Below are 19,996 nucleotides of genomic sequence, written 5' to 3' on the forward strand. Positions count from 1 at the left end.
CGGCAAATCCGTGTTTGCACAGAACTTGCACTTGCCCGTGCACGGGTCAGGACTATGACGGGACGGGATAATGTGCGCATGATCCGTTTACCCTTGTCTCAGGCCTGGGCGCCGCTTGAAGACCTGGACCGCCAGCCAGGGGAGGCTGCGTCATGGCATTGATGATCACCGACGAGTGCATCAACTGCGATGTCTGCGAGCCCGAGTGCCCCAACGACGCCATCTCCATGGGCCCGGAGTTCTACGAGATTGCTCCTCACAAGTGCACGGAGTGCGTAGGCCATTTCGACGAGCCCCAGTGCGTGCAGATCTGCCCCGTGGCCTGCATACCCGTGAATCCCGACCATGTGGAGAGCCGGGAGAGCCTGATGCAGAAATATCTGCGGCTGACCAGCGTCTCCTGAACCATCCTGCCTCATCGCAACGGCCCGGCAGGTCTGCGACGCGGCGGCTGAAGCAGCTCAGTTGGCGATGGACTGGCGCACATGGGCCGCGACCACGGCCATGAGTTCGCGCAGATGCGCGCGCAGCGGCTCGAAACCTGCATTCGGCTCGCGCGTGTCCTCATCCATGTAGACCGGGCGGCGTATCTCTATCTGCAGCGAATGCCGCCCCTGCTGCGGCCGGCCTATGCGACCTATGAGCTCCACGCCCTTGTAGGGCTCGTTATAGGCCACGCTATAGCCAAAGCCTGCCAGCGTGTCGCCTATGAGGCGGATGAACTCGGGCGCGCAGCTCGTGCCGTCACGGTCACCGAGCACGAAGTCGGCCAGTGGCGGCGCATCGGTACGGCCCAGGCGCTGGTAGACATCATTGGGCATGGAATGCAGATTCAGATGCCAGACACGGCCAAAGCGCTGCACACTGGCATCAATCGCCTGGGCCAGGGCCGCGTGATAAGGGCGCCAGTAGCCGGCAATGCGATGCTCGATCTGCGCCACGCTGCGCCTGCGCTCATACAAGGGCGTGGCCACGCCGTTCCTGCTGATGCGTTGCCAGATCAGGCCCAGACCTTGGCGTGTCTTGATGCCGGGAGACAGCGGCCCGGGCCAAGCCCCGTCGATCTGCTCCGGGTCCAGGTCGGTCTCGGCACGGTTCGGATCGATGTAGGTGCGCGGAAACGTGGCCTCGATCAGCGTGGCGCCGTGCGCGGGCCACTGGTCCCACAGTGCCGCCACATGCGTGTCCTCGCCACGGCGCAACAGCTCCATGGGCAGACAGTGGCCAAAGTCCGCAGGATAGGCCGTGCCGCTGTGCGGCGAGTCGCAGACTATGGGCAGGACCGGGCCGCTGGCTGCATGGACCAACACCGGCTCATCAGGCCTTGGCCGCAGAAAATCAGCATGATTCATCAAAGGCATTCGTTATCCCCTGGCAGCTGCGTTGCACCCGCAGAACATGAAGCTGGCGCGACCTAGCCCGCAGACACCGAGGCAGGGCCGCCTCGCACCCAGGGTGTCGCCCTCCTTCCAGGAAAAGCGGCGGCGCCACTCAAGGGGCATCCATTTCAATCCAGCTTGATATTCGCGCGCCTGGCCACGGCCGTGTAGCGCTCGATCGCAGCCTTGATCTGCTTCGCAAACTCTTCGGGCGTATTGCCCATGGACTCACCGGCAATGGACTTTTGCTTTTCCAGATAGTCGGGCATGGCCATGGCCTTGTGGGCCGCAGCATTGAGCTTGTCGATGATGGGACGCGGCGTGCCGGCGGGCGCCACCAGGCCGAACCAGCCGCCGTCGCCCATCTGGGCAAAGCCCAGCTCGGTATAGGTGGGCACATCGGGCAGCACCTCGGCGCGCTTGAAGGCCAGCACGGCCAGGGGGCGCAGCTTGCCATCCCTGATATGCGGCAGGGTCGAAGGCAGGTTGTCCGTCATCGCATTCACCTGCCCGCCCAGCGCATCGGTGATCGCCTGGCCCGCGCCCTTGTATGGGATGTGCAGCAGATCGATGCCGGCCAGGTTCATGAAATTCTCGATGTTCGCGTGGCCCAGCGAGCCCGTGCCCGGCGAGGCAAAGCTGTACTTGCCGGGGTGGGCCTTGGCCAGGGCAATGAATTCCTGCATGTTCTTCGCGGGCACGCTGGAGTTGACGACGAACACGCTGGGTACGCTCATCACATTGGTGATGGGGGCAAAGTCCTTGATGGCGTCGTAGGGCAGCTTGCGGAAGATCGCGGGGTTGGAGCCATGGGTGGACACCGTGGCCATGCCGATGGTGTAGCCGTCGGGCGCGGCCTTGGCGATTTCGGCCGCACCAATCGATCCGCCAGCCCCGCCCTTGTTGTCCACGACCACGGACTTGCCCAGGATGCCGGTCATCTTCTCGGCCAGCAGGCGCGCCACCATGTCGGTGGAGCCGCCTGCGCCAAAAGGCACGACCAGGCGTATGGGCCGGCTGGGGTAGTCGCCCGCCTGGGCCCAGGCTGCAGGGGCCAGCAGAGAGCCGACGGCACAGGCAGCCAGGCTGGACAACAGGGTGCGGCGGTGGGTCATGGTGTTCTTCCTCTCATGGTGAATCTGGCGCCGATTCTGGTCAGCTCACGCTGCGAGGAAAAGAGACAAGAAGGCACGCACTCATGACAAGTAGTCATAATTGCGCCCGTCATGCGCATGCACTCGCCGTCGATTTCCGAGCTGCACGCCTTTGCGGCAGCAGCGCGCCTGGGCAGCTATTCACTTGCGGCCAGGGAGCTTTACGTCACCCAGGGAGGCATCAGCCGTGCCATTGCGCGGCTGGAGGAGCACCTGGGCCAGGCCTTGTTCGAGCGCCAGGGGCGCAGCAATCAGCTCACCGCGGCGGGGCGCGACTACCTGGCCTGCGTGGAGCCTGCGCTGCAAAGAATCGAAGCAGCTTCGTCCGCCTTGCGCCGGGGTCATGGCAAACCTCAGTTGCGCCTGTCGGTCACACCCACACTGTTCAGCCACTGGCTGATTCCGCGACTGCCCGCGTTCAGCGCTGTGCACCCCGGCATTGCACTGTCGTTTGCGCCCTATCGCCGCGATGACCCGCTGACCGCCCCGGAGATCGATGCCTGGCTGCGCGTGGGCAGCCTGCCCTGGCCATCCCATGTGCAGGCCGACTATGTCATCGGCCGCGATCTGGTGCCCATCTGCCACCCGCGCGACCTGCAAGGCCCCAAGGCCTTGCGCAGCAGTGCCGACGTACTCGTCCGCCCCTTGCTCGCCCATACCAACTACCCCGGCAACTGGTCGCGCTGGGCCGCGGCTCAGGGCCTGGAAGATGCCTGTCCCGCGCCCACGGCCGACTTCGAAACCGTGGGCTTGCTGGTTCAGGCCGTGGCTGCAGGCCTGGGTCTGGCCGTGGTGCAGCGCTGCCTGGTTCAGGACGATCTGGACGCGGGCCGCGTGGCCCTGGCGCTGGATGCGCCTGTCAACATCGAGCGCGGCTATTTCCTCTGCCGCCCAGTGGTTCGCGCGCCTTCCAGGTCTTTCGAGCAGTTTCGCGACTGGCTGCTCGCCCAGGCCGCGCCTCTGGCCGTGCCCATGGATGCATGAATTTTGATCCACATCAACAAAAACAGGGACTCAGACCAGTCCTGCGCCACGGCAAATCAGCGCCAGCCCCTGGAAAGCAGCCACTGGCCCAGGCCCATTCCAAGCACCAACGCCGCATAGGTGGCCATTTTTCCGTCGCTGCCGAACCACCACAGCCCGCCCAGTAAAAGCAGGCTTCCCACAATCATATTGATAGCTGCCTGCACCCACCAGTAAAGCGCTGCAGCCGATTTTCCCCAAAAAAATCTGGCACACAGAACCAGGGCCAAAGCCATGAAGAAAGCCGGTGCCAGAAAGTTCAGCCAATGATTGGCAAGCGCCATTGCATCCATGCTCAAAAACTCCAAATCCAGGGTGTTGTCCTCAGGGATGCCTGAAACAGCGTGAAATTTTATAATCCAGCTCTATGGCAGTTTGGGCACTCGGAATCAACCACCACTCGGCCCCGTTGGATATGCGGGGCCGTTTCGCGTTCGCGCTCGATCAGATCGCGCCTACGCTACAGGGTTTGCGTACCTCGCTGACCGGCGCGGGCCGTCTGCACAACGGGGTGGAAACTGCGATTCTCTCCACCTGCAACCGCACGGAGATCTACTGCGCCGCCGACATGCCGGCGCTGGACCATACGGTGCACTGGCTGGCCCATAGCGGCGGCATCAGCACCGACTTGCTGCGTTCGCACTCCTATCTGCTGCAGGACGGGCATGTGGCGCGCCACGCGTTCCGCGTGGCCAGCGGCCTGGACTCCATGGTGCTGGGCGAGGCCCAGATCCTGGGCCAGATGAAGAACGCCGTGCGTGCGGCCGAAGATGCGGGCGCACTGGGGCGCACGCTCAACCAGCTGTTCCAGCGCAGCTTTGCCGTGGCCAAACAGGTACGCAGCTCCACCGAGATCGGCGCCCACTCGATCTCCATGGCCGCCGCCGCCGTGCGCCTGGCCAGCCAGCTGTTCGAGGATTTATCGAGGACACGCGTGCTGTTCGTGGGCGCAGGCGAGATGATCGAGCTCGTGGCCACGCACTTCGCAGCCCGCAACCCGCGCCAGATCACGATCGCCAACCGCACGCAGGAGCGCGGCGAGAAGCTCGCCGCCCAGTTCGGCGCCAGCACCATGCGCCTGGCCGACCTGCCCGAGCACCTGCACGAATACGACGCGGTGATCAGTTGCACCGCCTCCAGCCTGCCCATCATCGGCCTGGGAGCCGTGGAAAGCGCGCTCAAGAAACGCCGCCACCGCCCCATCTTCATGGTGGATCTCGCCGTTCCGCGCGACATAGAGGCCGAGGTCAAGGACCTGGGCGACGTCTACCTCTACACCGTGGACGACCTGGCCAGCGTGGTGCGCACCGGTCAGGCCCAGCGCCAGGCCGCCGTGGAGCAGGCCGAAGTCATCATCGACAGCGGCGTGCAAAGCTTTATGCACTGGCTGGACCAGCGCCGCCCCGAAGGCGGCTCGGTCTCGCTGATACGCGACCTCCATGCCCAGGCCGACACCTGGCGGGCGCTGGAGATCGCACGTGCCAAGAAACTGCTGGCCAGGGGCGAGAACATCGATCAGGTGCTCGAAGCCCTGTCGCGCGGCATCACCCAGAAGATGCTGCACGGCACCATGGCCGAGCTGCACAAGGGCGATGCCGAGCAGCGCGCCCAGACGGCGGACACCGTCTCGCGGCTGTTTCTGCGCTCGTCCAGGCCGCCAGCCTCCGAGCAAGAGCCCTCGGCCGTCCCCGGCACCAAGAAACTTTAGCGGCGCTTGATACGCTTTGCGCATGGCAGGCCTGCCATGCGCGCCCTCCTCACCATCAAGCCCCGGCCGCTGGCACAAGGCGCGCTCCAACTCCCGACCCATTTATGCAAGACTTTTTGCGCCATCAGCTCGAGCGCTATACCCAGCGCCTGCAAGAGCTGGACTTTCTGCTCTCGCGCGAAGACATCATGGCCGACATGCAGCAGTACCGCACGATCTCGCGCGAGCATGCAGATGTCACGGCCGTGGCCGGCCGCTATGCGCGCTTTCAGCAGTGCGAGGCCGACATCGCAACCGCACGCGAAATGCTGCAGGACCCCGAAATGGCCGACATGGCCGAGGAAGAGATCGCCAGCGGCGAGGCCGAGCTGATCCAGCTCGAAGACGAGCTGCAGCGCCTGCTGCTTCCCAAGGACCCCGACGACGAGCGCAACGCCTACCTGGAAATCCGCGCCGGCACGGGCGGCGACGAGTCGGCGCTCTTCGCCGGCGATCTGGCGCGCATGTACACGCGCTACTGCGAGACCGTGGGCTGGAAGGTCGAGATCATGAGCTCCAACGAGAGCGAGCTCGGCGGCTACAAGGAAGTCGTGCTGCGCGTCGAGGGCGACGACGTCTATGGCAAGCTGCGCTTTGAGTCGGGCGGCCACCGCGTGCAGCGCGTGCCCGCCACCGAGACCCAGGGCCGCATCCACACCAGCGCCTGCACCGTGGCCGTGATGCCCGAGCCCGACCAGACCCAGGCCATCACGCTCAACCCCGCCGACCTGCGCATAGACACTTTCCGTGCCAGCGGCGCGGGCGGCCAGCACATCAACAAGACCGACTCGGCCGTGCGCGTGGTCCACATCCCCACGGGCATCGTCGCCGAATGCCAGGACGGACGCAGCCAGCACAGCAACAAGGCCAAGGCCTTGCAGGTGCTACAGGCCCGCATACAGGAGAAAGAGCGCAGCGAACGCGAGGCCAAGGAAGCCGCCATGCGCAAAGGCCTGGTGGGCAGCGGCGACCGCAGCGACCGCATACGCACCTACAACTTCCCCCAGGGCCGGCTCACCGACCACCGCATCAACCTCACCATCTACAAGCTGCTGGCCGTGATGGAGGGCGATCTGGGCGACGTGATCGATGCCCTGCAGGCCGCACGCGAAGCCGAGCTCCTGGCCGAGCTGGAGAACCACTGAACTGCCGCCCGACTGCCGTGTCCTCGTCCTCCCCCCCGCCCACCATCGCCCTGGCCTTGCAGCAGGCTGCCGCCCAGGGTCTTGCGCGCATCGATGCACAAATCCTGCTGCTGCATGCCCTGGACCGGTCCGAAGCCGGGCGCGCCTGGCTGATCACGCATGACACCGAGCCGCTGACGCTCGCCCAGGCTGCGCTGTGGCAAGACCTTTGCAGGCGCCGGCTGGATGACGAGCCCGTGGCCTATCTGACCGGGCACAAGGAGTTCTTCGGCCTGAACCTGCAAGTCGATGCGCGCGTGCTCGATCCCCGGCCCGATACCGAAACCCTGGTCGAGTGGGCTCTGGACCTTATGCCCGAAGAACAGGCAATGCGAGTCGTGGATCTGGGCACGGGCAGCGGCGCGATTGCACTGGCCTTGAAAAGCCAGCGCCCGCAAGCCCGAGTCCTGGCCGTGGATGCGAGCGAGCAAGCCCTGGCCGTGGCACAGGCCAATGCTGAGCGACTGCAACTGGCCCTGGAGTTCGCCCGGGGCAGTTGGCTGGAGCCCCTGGCCGGCGAGCGCTTTGCGCTCATCGTGAGCAATCCGCCCTATATCCGCGAGGACGACGAGCACATGCCTGCACTGCGCCATGAGCCGCGCCAGGCGCTGACCAGCGGCGCCGACGGGCTCGACGACCTGCGCGCCATCGTTGCCCAGGCAGCAGCCCATCTTGAACGCGGCGGCTGGCTGCTCATGGAGCATGGCTGGGACCAGGCACAGGCCGTGGCGGCGCTGCTTGAGCAGTCAGGATTTACCCGGATAGAGCACCGCCAGGACCTGTCGGGCACTGCGCGCTGCACGGGCGGGCAATGGCCGCTGGCTGCGGCCGCATAACCGCATACCGTCCGAGACTGTGCAGACAATGAAATAATCTCCTGTTATTCCGCCAGCCGGCGGTCCCACCCAGATCCGGAGCACCACAATGAGCGACACCCAGCAACGCATAGACCAACTGGTCAAGAACAACGACATCTTGCTGTTCATGAAGGGCAATGCCAGCTTCCCGATGTGCGGCTTCTCGGGCCGTGCCATGCAAATCCTCAAGGCCTGTGGTGTGGACCCCAAGGCCATCGCCACGGTGAACGTGCTTGAGGACCAGGAAATCCGCCAGGCCATCAAGGACTACAGCAACTGGCCTACCATCCCCCAGCTTTATGTGCACGGCGAATTCATCGGCGGCTCGGACATCATGATGGAGATGTACGAGTCGGGCGAGCTCCAGCAGGTGCTCGCAGCCAAGCCTTAAACTTCCCCCGCTTCAAAGCAGCCAAGCCACCTTAGGGTGGCTTTTTTGTGGCTTTTTGGGCCCTCCCCCCTCAAATGGGGGATGGCCTTTAAGCCCTTCAATTGTTTCAATCCATTGCAAAACCAATCACCTGTTTATTTTCTGGACTTCAGGAGACGTTATGCAAAGCCCCAACTGCCGACAGCCCCCTACAGGCGCGCGCCTTTTCCCCATGCTCGGCAGCAACAGCGGCCCTGCCTGAGCAGCCTGCAAGCCCTCTTGACACAAGCCCTCCAGCCTTCCGATCCAAGGGCTGCCCATCAAGCATGGTGCCTGCAGCAATAGAAACACCGAACTCTGCAGAGACAGCCTGAGCACCATCAATCTCTGGCAATGAATTCATAAATCCGCCAGGCATTATTTCTGCAGTTTCAGTTCTTTATTTTTCTGGATATTTATTTCTGTCCGGGGGAAGAGCTGTGCCTGATTTTCATTCAAGGCCAGAAACTTCAAGAACCACGCCAATATCGCATATGAAAAAATTCAAATCCCATCAGATCTGCACGTCCAGCCTTCTTCTATGGTCTTGCATCTCGCATGCGCAAAATTTCGCCACCAACAAGCCATTCGATCTTCTTGTCAGTGTCAATGGAAGCTATGTATTCGATCAGGATCTGATGGTTGGCGGTGACCAGTCCGGGTATCTTGGCTATTCTTCGGTCAATAACATGTTCAATGCCTTGAGCGGTAGCAAACTGGGCAGCATCAACCCCGGTTACAACGACGATAGCGCGGCCATGATTCGCCTCGGCTACCGTGGCCTGCCCTTGATTTTGGAGACTCAGGCCAACTCGCCGGCCATTACCCTGATGATACCGGCGCTGAATGAAGTCCATGTCTTCGATGCCCAGGCCACCAGAGACCTGAACCGGGACGACCTCAAGGAATATCTCAAGAACTCTCGCGGAAACATTCTGGACAGGCTGCAAAAAGCTTTGGCCAGATACTCTCCTATAGACCCCGTCGCCGGAAACCCCGGGTCGATGCAGTTTCAGATGGTTGCCTCAGATTTCGAGAGAGGCTTTGCCTCCAAGGCCTCCAGCATCAAGAACAACAATGGTGCGGCCCTGGGCCTGCGTCTGGGCCGGTATTCGAGTGGCTCTCTGAGCAACAGCATCTACACCCTGCCTCTTTCCTATTCCTGGGAAGTCGGCGAAGAGAGAAAGGACGAGCTCATGCTGGCCCTCCCCATCTCCTATGGAGCAGTGGGCGGAGCCAAGTCCTTTGGTGCCAATATCGGCCTTGGCTACAAGAAGAGCATCAATGACTCCTGGTCGCTGACGCCATCCATTGGTTATGGCATCTCGGGCTCCGTGGATCTGGGGTCCGTGGCCAGCATGGTTTCCGGATCGTTGACCAGCAATTACGTCATGGATTTTCCCGGCTACAGCATCGCCCTGGGGAACATGATCGGCGTCTACCAGACACTCAAGCTCAGTGGCGGCGGATATTCAAGCAACCCGGACATCAGAAACCATATCTTTCGCAATGGCATCATGCTTGCCAAGCCCCTCCCCCTTTCATTTTTCGGCAGCAAGGCAAGCATCGAGCTTTCCTACGTGAACACCATTTATACCGGTTCGGATATTTATTCAAAAAAATACCATGAATTCGGCATAACCCTGGGAACTGACAGACGAGAGGAAAGCGATTCCCAGAATATGCGGGTCGGGCTCAATTACCTCAAAGGAGAAAACGGAATTCATGGATTTTCCGTCTCCTTTGGTTATTGGTTCTGAGAATATCTTCACAGGCCCGGGCAGAGAATCTGCCCCTGCCGTCGGCTGGTGCATATCGTGCCCCACTCTGGCGCACCTTGGCGCACGTCAGCACATGCCTTGGGCCAAGACCCCATGGGCCAGTCGTCCGGGCAGAGATACGGGATCCAGACTCTCTTCTGTGTTCTTGCGAAGGCCGGAAAGCCGCTGAATTTTCCCCGCAGGCATAAGGGCACAGCCTAGTGAACTAGAGGCTTATTGCTTTGTATGCTCGAATAGGCATATCTATTGCTTTAACAAAGCCTTCGCGGGCTTTGTTCCCTGCCTATGAGTCTGTCCCAAAGTCTGTTGGTGATTGCTGCACTGATTCTTGCCAGTGCTTTTTTTTCCGTGGCCGAAATTTCGCTGGCCGCCTCGCGCCGTCTGCGGCTCAGGCAAATGCTGGAAGATGGAGAGCCTCGGGCCGAGCTGGTGATGAAGATGCAGACCCAGCCCGGCGAGTATTTCACCGTGACGCAGATTGGACTCAACGCCGTCGCCATTCTGGGCGGCGTAGTCGGCGAGGGTGCGCTCACGCCGTTTCTGTCGGACCTGCTCAGCCTGGGCATGAGCACGGGCCGGGCCCAGACCATGGGCTTCTTGCTTTCGTTCGCGTCGGTGACCTCGCTGTTCATTTTGTTTGCCGACCTGCTGCCCAAGCGGCTATCCATGGCCGAGCCCGAGGCCTTTGCCGTGCGCGTGCTGCGCCCCATGCTGTGGTGCATGACCGTGCTCAAGCCCCTGGTCTGGTGCTTTAGCAAGCTGGCCGACCTGGTCGCCAAGCTGCTGGGCCTGCCCACGGTGCGCGACGAGCGCATCACCTCCGAGGACATTCTGGCCATGACCGAGGCTGGCGCGCGCGCAGGCCTGCTGGCCGCGCAGGAGCAGCAGGTGATTGCCAATCTGTTCGAGCTCGATTCGCGCACTGTGGGCTCGGCCATGACCCAGCGCGACCGCATCGCCTTTTTCCGCCTCGACGACCCCGACGAGGTGATACGCGCCCGCATTGCCGAGGAGCCGTTTTCCACCTACCCCATCTGCGATGGCGACATCGATCATGTGGTCGGCTATGTGGATGCCAAGGACTTGTTCCAGCGCGCGCTCAACAACCAGCCGCTGTCGCTCAAGGACGGCGCCCTGGTGCACAAGGTGCTGATCATTCCCGACCGCCTGACCCTGGCCGAGGTGCTGGAGCAGTTTCGCCAGGCGCACGAGGACTTTGCGGTCATCGTCAACGAGTACAGCCTGGTCGTGGGCGTGGTCACGCTCAACGACGTGATGAGCACGGTCATGGGTGACCTGGTGGGCCCCGACGACGAGGAGCACATCGTGCGCCGCGATGAGAACTCCTGGCTCATCGACGGCATCACGCCTATCGAGGATGTGATGCGCGTGCTCGACATCGACGACCTGCCCCATGCCGAGGACTACGAGACCCTGGGCGGCTTTCTCACCGTGATGCTCAGACGCGTGCCCAGGCGCACCGATACCGTGCAATGGGGCGGCTACCGCTTCGAAGTCATGGACGTGGACAGCTACCGCATAGACCAGGTCCTGGTCTCCCTGGGCATGCCGGCCCCGCTGCCCGAAGGCGATGGCAAACCCAGCGCAGCCGCAGCCTAGCAAAGAACAATTGAGTAGCGGCTAGCGCTTGCCACGTCTGGGTTTCAGATAAAAAACCATCTAAAACCCATGTACAGCAAGCGGTAGCAGCTACTCTTTTGTAGTATCAAGGGCCAAATCCAGCTCCGGGTTTGGCTGGCAGCCCCTCTCCCCACCCCTTGTTTCCGCATGCGCCAAAGGGGCGAGGGAGTAAAGCCAGGGGCGCAGCGCAGAAAGCCGGCGCGGCCCAGCCCAGGGATGGCGAGCAAGGGCCGCCCCGCAGCCAAGTCATCGTCCCCCTCGGGGGATAGGCGCCGCAGGCGACTCAGGGGGCTATATCCACCTTTTCTGCGCAGCAAACACCGCATTCGGGTACTGGGGCTTGCCGCGGCTGCCGTTGTAGCGGCCCAGGGCCATGTACATATCGCCCTTTTCGCGGTCCAGGTAGTGGCGCAGGATCACGCAGCCAAAGCGCAGATTGGTCTGCATGTGGAACAGTTTGCCCACGTCGCCATCGCCGATCAGCCGCATCCAGAACGGCATGATCTGCATGTAGCCACGTGCGCCCACGCTGGAGATGGCGTATTTGCGGAAGGCGCTCTCGACCTGGACCAGACCCAGCACCAGCGAGACATCCAGCCCTGCGCGCCGGGATTCGTACCAGACCGTCTGCAAAAACTCCTGGCGCGTGGCCTGGTCGGGCTTGCGCGAGCGCAGCTTGCCGCTGTGGGCGGCCAGCCAGCGCAAATACTCCATGCGCGCCTCGGTGCTGGCAAATTCAAGCTCGGGTGGGGCCTGGCCGATCACGGCCGCGCTCAACGCCGTGCGCACCGAGTCCATCAAGGGCTCTTCAAGCTGGCCGCCGGCCCAGGCCGCGCCCGGCAGCCACGCCGGAGCCGCACACGCCAAAGCCGCCGGGACTGCACCCAATAAACTGCGCCTTTTCAACCGCATGACTTACAGACCCAGGCGCTCCTTGAGATGGGCCAGCACATCGCCCAGGGCCAGCTTGCTGGCCTCGGTCTCGCGGCGGTGCTGGTATTCGAGCTGGCCTTCCTTGAGGCCGCGCTCGCCGAGCACCACGCGGTGCGGCACACCGATCAGCTCCCAGTCGGCAAACATGGCGCCGGGGCGCTCGCCGCGGTCGTCAAGAATCACGTCCACGCCCAGCGCCAGCAATTCGGCATGCAGCTTTTCGGCCTCGGTCCTGACAAGCTCGCTGCGGTCCATGCCTATGGGGCAGATGACCACCGTGAACGGCGCAATCGCATCGGGCCAGATGATGCCGCGCTCGTCATGGTTTTGCTCGATGGCCGCAGCCGGCAGGCGCGTCACGCCAATGCCGTAGCAGCCCATCTCGAACAGCGCAGGCTTGCCGTTCTCGGCAAGAAAGCTGGCGTTCATGGGCTCGGAATACTTGGTGCCCAGATAGAACACATGGCCGATCTCTATGCCGCGCTCTATGGCCAGCTCGCCCGCGCCGTCGGGCGACTTGTCGCCAGCGACCACGTTGCGCAGGTCGGCCACGAGATCGGGCTCGCCCAGGTCACGGCCGAAGTTCACGCCGGTGAGGTGAAAACCTTCCTCGTTGGCGCCGCACACCCAGTCGGCCATGACCGCGACTTCGCGGTCCACCACCAGGCGCACAGCCTGCTTGAGCGCAACAGGGCCCAGGTAGCCGGGCTTGCAGCCAAAGTGAGCCTCGATCTCGGCCTCGGTCGCAAAGCGAAAGCCCGCGTCCAGCCCCGGTACCTTGCCGACCTTGATCTCGTTCATCTCATGGTCGCCGCGCAGCAGCAGCAGCCAGATCTGGCTCTTGAGCAGCTCGCCCTTGTCATCGAGCACATCGGTGGCCAGCACCAGGGACTTCACGGTCTGGGACAACAGCAGGCCCAGTTGCTCGGCCACGGCCTCGCAGGTACTGCGGCCGGGCGTCGCAATCTTTTCCATGGGCTTGGTGGCCGCGGGGCGCGGGCCGGCGGGTGCCAGGGCCTCGGCCTTTTCGATATTCGCCGCATAGTCGCTGCCCGGGCAGTAGACGATGGCGTCTTCGCCCGTGGCGGCAATCACCTGGAACTCCTCGCTCAGATCGCCACCGATCGCACCGCTGTCTGCGCGCACGGCACGGTACTGCAGGCCGAAGCGGTCGAAGATGCGCTTGTAGGCCTCGCGCATGGCCTGGTAGCTGATCTGAGCGGACTCCCTGTCCTTGTCGAAGGAGTAGGCATCCTTCATGATGAACTCACGCCCGCGCATCAGGCCGAAACGCGGACGGCGCTCATCGCGGAACTTGGTCTGGATCTGGTAGAGATTCTTGGGCAGCTGCTTGTAGCTCTTGATCTCCTGGCGCGCGATATCGGTGACCACCTCCTCGCTGGTCGGCTGGATCACGAAGTCGCGGCCATGGCGGTCCTTGATGCGCAGCAGCTCGGGCCCCATGCTCTCGAAGCGGCCCGTCTCCTGCCACAGCTCGGCGGGCTGGACCACGGGCATGGTGACCTCCACGGCACCCGCTCGGTTCATTTCCTCACGCACAATGGCCTCGACCTTGCGGATCACGCGCAGTCCCATGGGCATGTAGTTGTAGACGCCTGCACCCAGACGCTTGATCATGCCGGCGCGCATCATCAGCTTGTGGCTGGTCACTTCGGCATCGGCCGGAGCTTCCTTGAAGGTGGAGATGAAAAATTGGGAGGCTTTCATGGAACTCGAACTTGGCGGCAATCAGGCAGGGCAGTGCTTGCTGCCAGCAAGGCACCGTGCATAATGGATGCAATTTAAAAAATTGGGGTTCGATTATGCTTGACCGGGACGGATTTCGCCCGAACGTCGGCATCATCTTGCTCAACCACAAAAACCAGGTGTTCTGGGGCAAGCGCATTCGCACCCACAGCTGGCAGTTCCCGCAAGGCGGCATTGATCGAGGCGAAAGCCCTGAACAAGCCATGTTCAGAGAGCTGCACGAGGAAGTGGGGCTAAAGCCCAACCACGTTCGCGTGGTAGCCCGCACCCGGGACTGGTTGCGCTATGAGGTGCCGGACCGGTATATCCGCCGCGATGCGCGCGGACACTATAAAGGCCAAAAGCAGATCTGGTATCTGCTGCAGCTTGTAGGTCACGACTGGGACCTGAATCTGCGCGCCACAGATCACCCCGAGTTCGATGCCTGGCGCTGGAACGACTACTGGGTTCCACTCGACGTGGTCGTGGAGTTCAAGCGCGGCGTCTATGAAATGGCACTCACCGAGCTCTCGCGCTTTCTGCCACGCGGCGAACAGCACCGCAACCGCTATCTACGCAGCGGCATGCGCCCACGCGAGCTTGACACGGCTTTGCCCCCCCAGCATCACACGCCGGCCATGCATCCTTCGCGCACGGGCAGCTTTCGCAGCAACCCGGGCATGGAGCTTCCGCCCGGCGCAAGCTTCGACCCGGATCCTCAATCCGGCCAGGCCTGAACCCGAACCAGGTGCTCGTACCATGCAAAAAGCCGCTGATCACAGCGGCTTTTTCATTTGAGGAAGGTGCCAGCTTCAGTGTCCGGCCACCAGCATATTGTCCCTGTGCACCATCTCCGGCCCTGCCGAATAGCCAAGCAGGCGCTCAATCTCGGCCGAGCCCCGACGGCACAGCAGCCGGGCTTCGGCGCTCGCATAATTGGCCAGGCCACGCGCCACTTCCCTGCCCTTCGCATCGCGCACCGCAATCACATCGCCACGCGCAAACTCGCCCTCGACACCGACCATGCCTATGGGCAACAGGCTCTTTCCCTCATCCTTGAGCTTGCTCACCGCACCATCGTCCACGCAGACCGAGCCGCGCAATTGAAGGTGGTCGGCAATCCATTGCTTGCGCGCCTGTTTCTTGTGCGTCTGGGCCACAAGCAGCGTACCAATCGACTCGCCTGCGGCAAGCCGCACCAGCACGTCTTTCTCACGTCCCCAGGCGATCACGGTGGACGCGCCCGAACCCGCAGCACGCTTGGCCGCGAGTATCTTGGTGATCATGCCGCCCTTGCCTATGGAAGAGCCCGCACCGCCGGCCATCACCTCCAGCTCGGGGTTGCCGGCCTCGGCCACATCGATGAAGCGCGCCTCTGGGTTCTTGCGCGGATCGGCGCTGTACAAGCCCTTCTGATCGGTAAGAATGATCAAGGCATCGGCTTCGATCAGATTCGCCACCAGCGCACCCAGGGTGTCGTTGTCGCCGAACTTGATTTCGTCGTTGACCACGGTGTCGTTCTCGTTGATCACGGGCACGATTCCAAGCTGCAGCAAAGTCAGCAAGGTGGTGCGCGCATTCAGATAGCGCTCGCGGTCGGCAAGATCGGCGTGGGTGAGCAGCACCTGTGCGCTGCCCATGCCTTGTTCGCTGAGCTTGGTCTCGTACATTTGCACCAAGCCCATTTGTCCCACGGCCGCTGCGGCCTGCTGCTTGTGGATTTCCTTGGGGCGCACAGCCCAGCCGAGGCGCTTCATGCCCTCGGCCACGGCGCCGCTGGAGACCATGATGACTTCGCGCTTAGGCCCGGCATCGCCGCGTACCAGGGCCGCCAGCTGACGACTCCACTCCTCGATGGCAGCCTCGTCCAGGCCTCGCCCCTCATTGGTCACCAGGCTGGAGCCGACCTTGACCACGATGCGATGAGCATCACGCAACAAGTTGGAAGACATGGATTAATCGATTTTTAGGCTTCAAGCGCCCAACCAGCGGATGCTTGAAGCTATCTTTATCAGAGCAGTAAATGAGATTATTCGAAGTCGCCGCGTGCAAAGCGCGGATCCGTGGGATCTGGACCATCGCCCAGGTCCACAAAGCGCGGGTCCACCTCTTGAGGTCCGGCCTCGATCTGCTGCTGCGTCTTCACATGCTGGTAGATGGAGCGGATCAACGGCTCGCAGCCCTCGCGCGTGAGCGCCGAGATCTCGAATACCGGGCCCTTCCACTTGAAGCGCTTGACGAAGTCCTTGACGCGCGCAGCGCGCTCCTCGGCAGGCACCATGTCCAGCTTGTTGAGAACCAGCCAGCGCGGCTTCTCGTAAAGCTGCGCATCATATTTCTGCAGCTCGCCAACAATGGCCTTGGCCTGGGCAACAGGGTCTACAGCCTCATCGAAAGGTGCCATGTCCACCACATGCAACAGCAGACGAGTGCGCTGCAAATGGCGCAGAAACTGGTGGCCCAGACCCGCGCCTTCGGACGCTCCTTCGATAAGACCTGGGATGTCGGCGACCACAAAGCTTTGCTCAGGGCCAACGCGGACCACGCCCAGATTGGGATGCAGCGTGGTGAAAGGGTAGTCGGCAATCTTGGGCCGGGCATTCGAGACGGCCGCAATAAACGTGGACTTGCCCGCATTGGGCATACCCAAAAGCCCCACATCAGCCAGCACCTTGAGCTCAAGCTTAAGGTTTTTGCGCTCGCCGGGCCAGCCCGGTGTTTTCTGGCGAGGGGCGCGGTTGATCGCGCTCTTGAAGCGCAGATTGCCGTAACCGCCGTCCCCCCCCTTGGCAATGGTGATCACCTCGCCCGGAGTCAGCAGCTCATGCAGGACTTCACCAGTCTCGGCATCACTGATGATCGTGCCGACGGGCATGCGCAGCGTGATGTCATCGCCCGCAGCGCCGAACATGTCCGAACCCTTGCCATGTTCGCCACGCTTGGCATCGTGACGACGCGAGTAGCGATAGTCGATCAAGGTGTTGAGGTTGACATCGGCCACAGCGAACACATGACCACCCCGGCCACCGTCGCCCCCGTCGGGACCACCGAATTCCTTGTATTTTTCGTGCCGGAATGACACACAGCCATTGCCGCCATCGCCGGCGGCAATGTCTATAAAAGCTTCGTCAACGAACTTCATGAGACATCTAGTTAGACTTACGCAAACAAAAATGCATGAGGCATGGCCATTGGGCTGGCTGCTTGCCTCCGCCGGATTTACGTAAGCCGTGCTAGTTTACAAAATCTCAGCGCACCAGAGGCCTCAGAACGTGTTGGCGCTCACAAGGCCACAACTGGAAACGACAAAGCCCCGACCGGGCGGGGCTTTGGAACGTCGCAATGACAGGCCTTAGGCCGCAGTCACATTAACGGTTTGCTTGGACAACGCACCCTTGACAGCGAACGACACATGGCCGTCAACCAGAGCATACAGCGTGTGATCCTTGCCAACGCCCACGTTCTCACCGGGGTGGAACTTGGTGCCGCGCTGGCGAACGATGATCGACCCAGCCGTGATCAGTTCACCGCCAAAAGCCTTCACACCGAGCATTTTGGGCTTGGAATCGCGCCCGTTTCGCGTAGAGCCGCCGCCTTTTTTCTGTGCCATGACTAGCTCCTATTAAGCAGCAATTGCCACGATTTCCAGTTCGGTGAACTGTTGACGATGGCCTTGGCGTTTTTGATAGTGCTTACGACGGCGCATCTTGAAGATGTGCACTTTGTCGTGCTTGCCGTGGGCAACAACGGTTGCCTTCACTGTTGCACCGGACACCAGGGGCGTGCCCACCTTGATTTCAGCGCCGTTGCCGACTGCCAAAACCTGGTCGATCACCACTTCCTGGCCTACGTCCGCAGCAATCTGTTCTACCTTGATCTTTTCGCCGGCTGCAACGCGATACTGCTTGCCGCCGGTTTTTATGACTGCGTACATGTAAACCTCTTGAATTTGAGAGCCCTGTGAACGAATTTTCACAGAAGCCCTCCATTCTAGCACGCATCACTGAAATACCCCAAACCCTGTACCAGCTCACGCCACCACCCCGTGACCCGGCACCGCGCCCAGCAGCCCTTTCCTATAATCGCCAATCCACTTGGCGGCCCATAGAATCTTGACAACAGCTACTCCCCTCTCCAACCCGCTTGCCCTCATCGCTGATGATATGCGCGAAGTGGATCATGTCATTGCCCAGAGATTGACCACCAGCGTCCCGCTGATCGCACAGATCTCTCAGTACATCATCGCGGCCGGGGGCAAGCGCCTGCGTCCAGCTTTGCTGCTCATGATCTGCTCTGCCCTTGGCCACAAAGGACATGACAAGCACATCCTGGCCGCCGTGGTTGAGCTCATCCACACAGCCACTTTGCTGCACGATGACGTGGTGGACGAGTCAACGCTACGCCGCGGCCGCCCCACCGCCAATGAAACCTTTGGCAACCCCGCAAGCGTACTCGTTGGCGACTTTCTGCATACCCGCTCCTTCCAAATGATGGTGGAAGTGGGCAACATGCGCGTTTTGCAAATCCTCTCGGACGCAACCAACGTGATCGCAGAGGGCGAAGTACAGCAACTGATCAACACGCACGATGCCTCACTCAGCGAAGATGGCTATCTGCACGTGATCCGCTCCAAAACAGCCCAACTGTTCGAGGCCAGCGCACAACTCGGCGCGGTTCTCGCCAACGCTTCGATCAAAGTCGAGCAGGCGTGCGCCACCTACGGTCAGGCACTGGGCACAGCATTCCAGATCATTGATGACGTGCTCGACTATGCCGGCGAAGCCCAGGAAATGGGCAAAAACCTGGGCGACGACCTGCGCGAAGGCAAATGCACTCTGCCGCTGATTTCAGCCATGCAGCGCGGCACCCCTGAGCAGGCAGCCATCATCCGCAACGCCATAGAGCAAGGTTCGACCGAACAGTTGAGTACCGTTGTGAGCATTGTGCGCAGCACAGGCGCACTGGATATTGCACGCCAAGCCGCACACAACGAAGCCCTGCGCGCCATTTCCGCGCTGGACATGCTTCCGGAAAATTCACACACTGCAAGTTTGCTACAATTAGCCTCCGAGCTTTTGGAGCGACGCACCTGAATCATCAGGAAGCATCATCCAATCAAGACACGGGGTGTAGCTTAGCCTGGTAGAGCGCTACGTTCGGGACGTAGAGGCCGGAGGTTCGAATCCTCTCACCCCGACCAGACAAAAACGGGAAAAGCCCAAATGGATCAACCACTTGGGCTTTTTGCTTTGAATCATCATTCATACCGATAAAGAGTAAATTTGTCCCGCCGTTGTCCCAAATTTGTCCCAAAGCTCTTTGCTATTGTGAACACGCTGGCGCTGGTCAAGAGAACGTAGCACTTGACGCCCAGTCGATCCGGGAATACCGTGCTGTCATTCATAACCGCTTACAGCACATCGCGTGAAACCACGTCTCAAGCAATCGCTCTTCGCCGAAGCCACCGCGCTCCAAGTGATCGCAGTGGTGTGCGCATTGGGTTTTTTGAGTCATGGTGCAATTTTTCTTTCCCAGCACATCCATGCCATGTCTTGGCTTAGTCCATTTGCTGGCGGATTTGCCGTGCTTGCCTTAGCCTGCGCTCTGCTGATCCTGGTTGGATCGGTGTTCTACGCATTTCCGATGTTCGTGCAACGGCTTGCCTTGCGGTGGAAGGTCTATCTCGCACCTCTGCCTGCCGACGCCATCTCCTCATTCGAGCCAAGGTGATCTTGCCCCTGTTTTGTGTAGCTCTTAGCCCATGATCTACGCGGCCTTTTTACGCTGTGCCTCGTACCAGCGTTGCTCGTACTGCATAGGACTGAGATAGCCCAGCGCCAAATGCAGCCTGCGGTGATTGTAGAAGGCCATCCAGTCCATCACCGCCTTCCTGGCCTGCTCTCGGGTTGCAAACTTCTGCCCATGCACGCAGGCCGTTTTCAGCCGGCCCCACAAGCTTTCTGTGGGCGAGTATGACAGGCGCACGGGGTAACGGTGCTTCATTTGCTCAATCCAGGCGTACCTCGCAGCGTGTCCTGCGCGAAGTACGCCGCCGCTTTCCTAAGAACGTGTTTACGATCTCTACGCTGCCGCGTTGGAGCGCAATCGGGATGAGTTCAAAGCGATGGGGCGCAGCTTGCAC

20 protein-coding genes, 1 tRNA gene and 1 pseudogene are annotated in these 19,996 nt (G+C 61.5%); 12 read left to right on the plus strand and 10 right to left on the minus strand.

What is annotated here, in order from left to right; all coding sequences use genetic code 11:
• Positions 1–152 precede the first annotated feature (152 nt).
• Positions 153–404, plus strand: coding sequence for a YfhL family 4Fe-4S dicluster ferredoxin (locus G486_RS0114415; protein ID WP_027016183.1), 252 nt, complete (start codon positions 153–155; stop codon positions 402–404).
• A 57-nt stretch (positions 405–461) separates the two neighbouring features.
• Here the strand turns inward: G486_RS0114415 and G486_RS0114420 are convergent, their stop codons facing one another.
• On the minus strand, positions 462–1,352 hold the full coding sequence (locus G486_RS0114420) for an N-formylglutamate amidohydrolase (protein WP_156920037.1): 891 nt from the start codon (positions 1,350–1,352) through the stop codon (positions 462–464).
• A gap of 155 nt (positions 1,353–1,507) precedes the next feature.
• The gene (locus G486_RS0114425) at positions 1,508–2,494 is read right to left on the minus strand and encodes a tripartite tricarboxylate transporter substrate binding protein BugE (RefSeq protein ID WP_027016185.1); all 987 of its coding nucleotides are present in this window, start codon (positions 2,492–2,494) and stop codon (positions 1,508–1,510) included.
• 111 nt (positions 2,495–2,605) lie between these two features.
• Between G486_RS0114425 and G486_RS0114430 the strand changes: the two genes are divergently transcribed.
• A complete protein-coding gene (locus G486_RS0114430) occupies positions 2,606–3,517 on the plus strand; it encodes a LysR substrate-binding domain-containing protein (protein ID WP_027016186.1) in 912 nt (303 codons plus the stop codon).
• A 56-nt stretch (positions 3,518–3,573) separates the two neighbouring features.
• Here the strand turns inward: G486_RS0114430 and G486_RS0114435 are convergent, their stop codons facing one another.
• Entirely contained in the window at positions 3,574–3,849 is a 276-nt protein-coding gene (locus tag G486_RS0114435) for a hypothetical protein (RefSeq protein WP_027016187.1), read from the minus strand.
• A 74-nt stretch (positions 3,850–3,923) separates the two neighbouring features.
• Between G486_RS0114435 and hemA the strand changes: the two genes are divergently transcribed.
• The 6 genes from hemA (at position 3,924) to G486_RS22395 (ending at position 11,154) form a co-directional block, all read left to right on the plus strand.
• A complete protein-coding gene (hemA, locus tag G486_RS22390) occupies positions 3,924–5,264 on the plus strand; it encodes a glutamyl-tRNA reductase (protein ID WP_051303530.1) in 1,341 nt (446 codons plus the stop codon).
• A 104-nt stretch (positions 5,265–5,368) separates the two neighbouring features.
• On the plus strand, positions 5,369–6,448 hold the full coding sequence (gene prfA / locus G486_RS0114445; protein ID WP_027016188.1) for a peptide chain release factor 1: 1,080 nt from the start codon (positions 5,369–5,371) through the stop codon (positions 6,446–6,448).
• A 17-nt stretch (positions 6,449–6,465) separates the two neighbouring features.
• Complete coding sequence (prmC, locus tag G486_RS0114450; RefSeq protein ID WP_027016189.1) at positions 6,466–7,323, plus strand: peptide chain release factor N(5)-glutamine methyltransferase; 858 nt, start codon at positions 6,466–6,468, stop codon at positions 7,321–7,323.
• Between the two features lie 88 nt (positions 7,324–7,411).
• Positions 7,412–7,735: a Grx4 family monothiol glutaredoxin gene (gene grxD / locus G486_RS0114455; RefSeq protein ID WP_027016190.1), complete on the plus strand. Its 324-nt coding sequence runs from the start codon at positions 7,412–7,414 to the stop codon at positions 7,733–7,735.
• Positions 7,736–8,247: 512 nt separating this feature from the next.
• Positions 8,248–9,513, plus strand: a complete 1,266-nt coding sequence (locus G486_RS0114460) for a hypothetical protein (RefSeq protein ID WP_027016191.1) — start codon at positions 8,248–8,250, stop codon at positions 9,511–9,513.
• Between the two features lie 306 nt (positions 9,514–9,819).
• Entirely contained in the window at positions 9,820–11,154 is a 1,335-nt protein-coding gene (locus G486_RS22395) for a hemolysin family protein (RefSeq protein ID WP_051303532.1), read from the plus strand.
• Positions 11,155–11,466: 312 nt separating this feature from the next.
• On the opposite strand, the gene G486_RS0114470 is transcribed toward G486_RS22395, so the two are convergent.
• Entirely contained in the window at positions 11,467–12,087 is a 621-nt protein-coding gene (locus G486_RS0114470) for a lytic transglycosylase domain-containing protein (protein ID WP_027016192.1), read from the minus strand.
• A gap of 3 nt (positions 12,088–12,090) precedes the next feature.
• Entirely contained in the window at positions 12,091–13,836 is a 1,746-nt protein-coding gene (locus G486_RS0114475) for a proline--tRNA ligase (protein ID WP_027016193.1), read from the minus strand.
• Between the two features lie 95 nt (positions 13,837–13,931).
• Between G486_RS0114475 and G486_RS0114480 the strand changes: the two genes are divergently transcribed.
• Entirely contained in the window at positions 13,932–14,591 is a 660-nt protein-coding gene (locus tag G486_RS0114480; protein ID WP_027016194.1) for an RNA pyrophosphohydrolase, read from the plus strand.
• Between the two features lie 75 nt (positions 14,592–14,666).
• Here G486_RS0114480 and proB read toward each other — a convergent pair whose 3' ends face one another.
• The 4 genes from proB to rplU all read right to left on the minus strand — a co-directional run bounded on the left by proB (position 14,667) and on the right by rplU (position 17,788).
• Positions 14,667–15,806, minus strand: coding sequence for a glutamate 5-kinase (proB, locus tag G486_RS0114485; RefSeq protein WP_027016195.1), 1,140 nt, complete (start codon positions 15,804–15,806; stop codon positions 14,667–14,669).
• A gap of 77 nt (positions 15,807–15,883) precedes the next feature.
• On the minus strand, positions 15,884–16,996 hold the full coding sequence (gene cgtA / locus G486_RS0114490) for an Obg family GTPase CgtA (RefSeq protein ID WP_027016196.1): 1,113 nt from the start codon (positions 16,994–16,996) through the stop codon (positions 15,884–15,886).
• A gap of 210 nt (positions 16,997–17,206) precedes the next feature.
• Positions 17,207–17,464, minus strand: coding sequence for a 50S ribosomal protein L27 (gene rpmA, locus G486_RS0114495; RefSeq protein ID WP_027016197.1), 258 nt, complete (start codon positions 17,462–17,464; stop codon positions 17,207–17,209).
• A gap of 12 nt (positions 17,465–17,476) precedes the next feature.
• A complete protein-coding gene (gene rplU, locus G486_RS0114500; RefSeq protein ID WP_027016198.1) occupies positions 17,477–17,788 on the minus strand; it encodes a 50S ribosomal protein L21 in 312 nt (103 codons plus the stop codon).
• Positions 17,789–18,017: 229 nt separating this feature from the next.
• Here rplU and G486_RS0114510 point away from each other — a divergent pair, with 229 nt between their 5' ends.
• From G486_RS0114510 to G486_RS0114520, 3 genes are all read left to right on the plus strand, one after another.
• Positions 18,018–18,947, plus strand: coding sequence for a polyprenyl synthetase family protein (locus G486_RS0114510; RefSeq protein WP_027016199.1), 930 nt, complete (start codon positions 18,018–18,020; stop codon positions 18,945–18,947).
• Between the two features lie 30 nt (positions 18,948–18,977).
• A tRNA-Pro gene (locus G486_RS0114515) sits at positions 18,978–19,054 on the plus strand.
• Between the two features lie 224 nt (positions 19,055–19,278).
• Complete coding sequence (locus tag G486_RS0114520; RefSeq protein ID WP_027016200.1) at positions 19,279–19,584, plus strand: hypothetical protein; 306 nt, start codon at positions 19,279–19,281, stop codon at positions 19,582–19,584.
• Between the two features lie 36 nt (positions 19,585–19,620).
• On the opposite strand, the pseudogene G486_RS0114525 reads toward G486_RS0114520, so the two are convergent.
• Positions 19,621–19,824, minus strand: a pseudogene (locus tag G486_RS0114525) (IS3 family transposase); the annotation flags it as partial.
• Positions 19,825–19,996: the final 172 nt, after the last annotated feature.

The sequence above is a fragment of the Comamonas composti DSM 21721 genome (assembly GCF_000429845.1).
In the GTDB taxonomy this organism is placed as follows: Bacteria; Pseudomonadota; Gammaproteobacteria; order Burkholderiales; family Burkholderiaceae_C; genus Comamonas; species Comamonas composti.